The organism is Bradyrhizobium sp. P2_E8 (assembly GCF_056403875.1).
Window position 1 is genome coordinate 1 of the sequence record NZ_JBFUES010000472.1, and the last position, 5,677, is coordinate 5,677.

A 5,677-nucleotide genomic window follows, 5' to 3' on the forward strand; every position below is an offset into this window, starting at 1 on the left:
GCCATTGGGTGTTCGAGCTCGAGGCCGACTGCACGATTCCGGCCGAATACATTCTCTTGCGCCACTATCTCGCCGAGCCGGTCGACACCGTGCTCGAAGCCAAGATCGGCAACTATCTCCGCCGCGTGCAGGGCGCCCATGGCGGCTGGCCGCTGGTGCATGACGGCGCGTTCGACATGAGCGCCAGCGTGAAGGCGTACTTCGCGCTGAAGATGATCGGGGATTCCATCGACGCGCCGCACATGGTGCGCGCGCGCGAGGCGATCCACGCCCGCGGCGGCGCCATTCACAGCAACGTCTTCACGCGCTTCATGCTCGCGATGTTCGGCGTCGTGACCTGGCGCGCGGTGCCGGTGCTGCCGATCGAGATCGTGCTGCTGCCGTTCTGGTCGCCGTTCCACATCAACAAGATCTCCTACTGGGCGCGCACCACCATGGTGCCGTTGATGGTCATCGCCGCGCTCAAGCCGCGCGCGAGGAATCCGAAGGGCGTCGGCATCGACGAGTTGTTTCTCCAGGATCCGCGCTCGATCGGCATGACCGCGAAGGCGCCGCACCAGAGCATGGCCTGGTTCCTGCTGTTTCGTTCGCTCGATGCGATCTTGCGCGTCATCGAGCCGCTGTTTCCGAAGAGCCTGCGCAAGCGCGCCATCGATGCCGCGCTCGCCTTCACCGAGGAGCGGCTCAACGGCGAGGACGGCATGGGCGCGATCTATCCGCCCATGGCCAACATCGTCATGATGTACGACGCGCTCGGCAAGGACGAGAGCTATCCGCCGCGCGCGGTGACGCGCCGGGGCATCGACAAGCTGCTCGTGATTGGCGATGACGAGGCGTACTGCCAGCCTTGCGTCTCGCCGGTGTGGGATACGACGCTGACCGCCCACGCGCTGCTCGAGGCCGGCGGCGACAAGGCCGTGCCTGCGGCGAAGCAAGGCCTCGACTGGCTGATCCCGAAGCAGGAGCTCGCCGTGAAGGGCGACTGGGCGGTGAAGCGGCCCGACGTGCGCCCGGGCGGCTGGGCCTTCCAGTACAACAACGCCTATTACCCTGATCTCGACGATACCGCGGTGGTGGTGATGTCGATGGACCGGATGCGCCGGGAGCACGGCGTCACCGGCTATGACGCCGCGATCGACCGTGGCCGGGAGTGGATCGAGGGCATGCAGAGCGACGACGGCGGCTGGGCCGCCTTCGACGTCAACAATCTCGAATACTATTTGAACAACATCCCGTTCTCGGACCACGGCGCGCTGCTCGATCCGCCGACCGAGGACGTCACCGCGCGCTGCATCTCGATGCTGGCCCAGCTCGGCGAGACCGCCAAGACCAGCAAGCATGTGGCCGATGGCGTTGCCTACCTCCGCAAGACCCAGCACCCGGAAGGGTCCTGGTACGGCCGCTGGGGCATGAACTTCGTCTATGGAACCTGGTCGGTGCTCTGCGCCCTGAACATGGCCGGCGTCAGCCACGACGACCCGATGATCCGGAAGGCCGCCGCCTGGCTGGCCTCGATCCAGAACAAGGACGGCGGCTGGGGCGAGGACGCCGTCAGCTACCGCCTGGACTACAAGGGCTGGGAACCCGCCCCCTCGACCGCCTCGCAAACGGCATGGGCCTTGCTTGCCCTGATGGCGGCAGGCGAGGTTGATCACCCGGCCGTCGCCCGCGGGGTGGAGTACCTGATTGCAACACAGAACGAAAAAGGACTGTGGGACGAGCAGCGGTACACCGCCACAGGCTTTCCCCGTGTATTCTATCTACGGTATCATGGTTACCCAAAGTTCTTCCCGCTGTGGGCGCTGGCGCGGTATCGGAACTTGCGGAACACCAACAGCAGGGTGGTAGGGGTCGGAATGTGACTTTGGGGACGGGGGACTATCTTACCGCGGGCAATGCCATTGATCCGCGGCCAATACTCATTGTGACYGGTCTGGTTCAGGAGGCCCGCATCGCGGCCGGGCCCGGAATGGCGGTCATCTGCTCGTCCAGCAGCCCGACCCAGTTGCGGGCGCTTCTGACCGTGGTGGACCCTGAAACGATTCGCGGCGTGATCTCGTTCGGTGTGGCCGGCGGGCTCGACCCGACGCTGCGCTCCGGCGACGTCGTGCTGGCGACCGAGGTGCTGTCAGGCGATACCCGCTGGGCCGCCGGGCTGTCGCTCGGCGACGACCTGATCGACCGCCTGACGTCCGGGCGCCGCCGCGTGGTGCGCGGCAGCCTTGCCGGCGCCGAGGAAGTGGTCACCGGGCGGTCCTGCAAGGCGGCGCTGCACTCGGAGACCGGCGCCTCCGCCGTCGACATGGAGAGCCACATCGCGGCCGCCTATGCCGCCGAGGCCGGGCTGCCCTTTGCCGCGGTCCGCGTCATCAGCGATCCCGCCCATCGCGCGCTGCCGGCGCTCGCCCGCGCCGCCATCAAGCCGAACGGCCAGATCGATCTGGCCGCCGTGCTGCGCGGCATCGTGCGCAACCCGACGACGCTGCATGCGCTGGTCTCGACCGGCATCGACTTCAACCGCGCGCTGCGCTCCTTGCGCGGCTGCCGCGACTATCTGATCGGCACCGAGCTCGTCGACAGCGAGGCCCTGGTCTCCAAGGCGGCCTGAGCGGGTCTTCGATCCAATCAAGAAAAGGCCCGGTCGCGCGACCGGGCCTTTTTCGTTTTGATGTTCGTAGCCCGGATGGGGCGTGGCGTCGCGAAGCGTGCGCATTGCGATCTGCTCACAACCCCGACATCGCCTGATCGAGAATATCCAGCGCCAGGTCGAGTTCATCGCGCGAGATCGTGAGCGGCGGGCATAGCGTGACCACGTTGCCACCACCGAGCTTGAAGCTCAGGCCTGCCTCCAGGCAGCGGTACAGCAGGCGCTCCGCACGCGCGTTCGCTTCAGCCTCGTCGCGGCGGCCGATCTCGACGCCGAGATAGAGACCGGCGCCGCGCACCTCTGATATCAGCTGATAACGCTGCGCCATCGATTGCAGCCGTTCGAGCGCGTGCGCGCCGAGCACGCGCGCCGCGGTGAGCAACTGCTCCTCCTCGATCACATCGAGCGTGGCCAGCGCCGCGGCGCAGCCGACCGGGCTCTTCTCGTGGGTGTAGTGGCCGAGCGCTCCCTCGGGCACCACGTCGAGATCGGCCCGCGCCACGATGGCCGCCATCGGCATGATGCCGCCGCCCAGTCCCTTGCCCAGCACGAGAATGTCGGGCGCAGTTTCGGCCTGCTCGCAGACGAACATGGTCCCGGTGCGGCCGAGGCAGCTCGGCACCTCATCGAAGATCAGGAGCGCCCCGTGCCGATTGCAGCTCGCGCGCACGCGGGGCCAGAAGCCGGGCGGCGGCAGTTCGACCGTGGTCCAACGCATCGGCTCGGCGATCACGGCCGCGACGTCGCCCTGCACCTCGAGGACATAATCGATGTAGTCGGCGAGGCGCTCATGCGCGCGGCCGTCCTGTCCGAAGAAGCGCGCGGCCAGTCCCGGCGGCGGCACATGCTCCGTGCCCGGCAGCAGCGGGCCGGCGCCGCGCCGAAACAGGGATTCGCCGCCGACCGAGACCGCGTCGAGATTGGCGCCGTGGAAAGCATCCCACATGGACAGCGTCTTGTGTCGCCCCGTTGCGTAGCGGGCGAGCTTCAGTGCCATGCCGATTGCAGCTGACCCGCTGGGTGCCAGCAGCACCTTCTCCAGGGGCGCCGGCGCGAGTTCGGCGAGGCGCCGGGCGAGGTCGATGGCGGACTTGTTGGTGTAGCGGCGCGGGCAGAAGGGCAGGGTGTCGAGTTGTGACTTGATCGCCGCCACCACGCGGGGGTGACCGTAGCCGACCTGGTGCACGCTGTTGCCGTGGAAATCGAGGATGCGTCGGCCCTGGAGATCGACGAGATGGCTGCCTTCCGCGGCGGTGGYGACGTTCAGGCAGGGCGTTGACAGCGACTGCCGCAGGAACCACCGCTCGTCCTCGTCGAGCCATTTTTTCGTTTCCGCGTCGAGGTGGCGTTCCGCAAACGAACGCCGCGCCGCCGACAGATTGACGTCGCCCTCGGCGGCACTCATGGCCGCTCTCCGCGGGCCAGCCGGCCCTCGATCGCCGCGATCACGGGGATGATATCGGCGACTCCGTCGATGACGTAGTGGGCGCCCGCGGCCTCCAGCCGGCCGGCCGCTGCCGCACGCCGCTCGGCGAAGGTTTTCGGTGGCAGCGCCGCGGTGTCGGCAAGCGACAAGCCGAACACGTTGCCGGTGACGGCCACGCCGACGGTCCAGCAGCCGCCGTTGAGACCTTCCTTGATCCCGACCTCGGTGTCGTCGACCTTGACGCAGCTCCAGGCCGGCCAGACCCCGAGATCCAGAAAACCCTTGTACAGCATGAACGGCGTCGGCCGGCCGTCGGGCGTGTCCCCGGTGCAAACGATGCTGTCAGGCGAATAGCCCTGCGCCGCCGCAACCGGAATGACCTCGGCCATGATCTCCCGCGTGTAGCCCGTGCTCGAGCCGATCTTCAGGCCGCGACGCCGCAGTCCGGCGACAGCCTCGGCCACGCCCGGGATCACGTCGGCGTAGCGCCCGGCAACCTCGACATTCATCGGCACGAACACCGCATAGAGCGCATCGATGTCGGCTTCGGTTGGCGCGTGGCCGTGCTTGTCGCGCCACGCGGCGGCGATCCGGGGCAAGCGGAGGAGGGCGGCGATGTGCGGGCGCTTGGCCATGCCCATCGGCCCGCGCGCCTCTTCGACGCTGATCGCAACACCGAAGCGCGCGAAAGCCTCCACGAACACGCCCATCGGCGCCAGCGAGCCGTGATCCACCGTCGTGCCGGCCCAGTCGAACACGACGGCCTGGACGTGCTCGAATTTGTCGGTCATGGCTCAGCTCCCGGACGTCAATTCGTCAAGCACTTCCTCGGCGATCGCAAACGAGGTGCTGGCGCCAGTGCCGCTGGTGATCATGACGAGGCGCACAGTTTCAGATGGGCGGTCGATCAGCATCAGCCGGTCGGACGCCGAGGCGTAGGTGCCGATCCAGCGCTCGCGGATGACAGGCGTTGGCCAGGCCATAACCTGCCGGAATTCGTCCATGATCAACTCGTCCACCATATCCGGACCGAACGGGTCCGGCGTCGCGTCGTAGTGATGGGAATCGCCGACGACGAGCGAGCCATCCTCGCTCTGCACGGCGATCAGATGCACACCGTTGGCCAGATGCTGGCCCTGCTCGGATTCGAGTCGCTGCTTCAGCGCGGCGGTCTCCGGCAGTTCGGCGTAGCCGAGATAACGCACGAGGCCGAGGTCCGACATCACGGCCGCGTTGAAGCGCGGCATCGCGCTCGCCGATGCGACCCGCAGCATGTGCAGCTTGCATCGGACGAGGCCGTAGCTCGCCAGGCGTTCCGGATAGAGGCTCAGGAAATCGTCGCCGGGGCAGACCACGCAGAGCCGGGCCCTGACCGGCCCTCGCGTGGTGTCGATGACCGGCGGTGTCACCGCCTTGGCCAGCGTCTGATACAGGAAGGTGACGCCGTGCACTTCGGCCAGCCAGCGCGCCAGTGCCGGCACCGCGATGCGCGACTCCACCCGCAAATCGTGCGGGCTCGCCAGCACGGCTAGCAGATCGTCGGTCCGCAGCATCGGGAAACGACGGCCCGCCTCAGCCGGGCTCAGAAGCTCGCAACCCTCGCC

Annotated in this window: 5 protein-coding genes; 2 read left to right on the plus strand and 3 right to left on the minus strand. The window is 67.7% G+C overall.

Annotation, left to right across the window (positions count from 1 at the left end; all coding sequences use genetic code 11):
- Together shc and AC1D00_RS23935 are read left to right on the plus strand one after the other, a co-directional pair.
- A partial coding sequence (gene shc / locus AC1D00_RS23930; protein WP_477012347.1) for a squalene--hopene cyclase occupies positions 1 to 1,862 on the plus strand: 1,862 nt, incomplete at its 5' end.
- Positions 1,859 to 2,608 carry a phosphorylase gene (locus tag AC1D00_RS23935; RefSeq protein ID WP_027544094.1) on the plus strand — a complete coding sequence of 250 codons (750 nt, stop codon included), beginning with the start codon at positions 1,859 to 1,861 and terminating at the stop codon, positions 2,606 to 2,608. The genes shc and AC1D00_RS23935, both read left to right, overlap by 4 nt.
- Positions 2,609 to 2,723: 115 nt before the next feature.
- On the opposite strand, the gene pbfA is transcribed toward AC1D00_RS23935, so the two are convergent.
- The 3 genes from pbfA to AC1D00_RS23950 all read right to left on the minus strand — a co-directional run.
- Positions 2,724 to 4,052 (minus strand): (R)-1-hydroxy-2-aminoethylphosphonate ammonia-lyase, encoded by a 1,329-nt coding sequence (pbfA, locus tag AC1D00_RS23940; RefSeq protein ID WP_477012348.1) that lies wholly within the window; start codon positions 4,050 to 4,052, stop codon positions 2,724 to 2,726.
- Positions 4,049 to 4,864, minus strand: coding sequence for a phosphonoacetaldehyde hydrolase (gene phnX, locus AC1D00_RS23945; protein WP_135172479.1), 816 nt, complete (start codon positions 4,862 to 4,864; stop codon positions 4,049 to 4,051). Before phnX ends, pbfA begins: the two co-directional genes overlap by 4 nt.
- Positions 4,865 to 4,867: 3 nt before the next feature.
- The coding region (locus tag AC1D00_RS23950) for an FAD-dependent oxidoreductase (RefSeq protein WP_477012349.1) at positions 4,868 to 5,677 on the minus strand (810 nt) is incomplete at its 5' end.

Coding starts and splice junctions, on each gene's coding strand:
- phnX (WP_135172479.1), bottom strand. CDS start 4,864: ATGACCGACAAATTCGAGCACGTCCAGGCCGTCGTGTTCGACTGGGCC.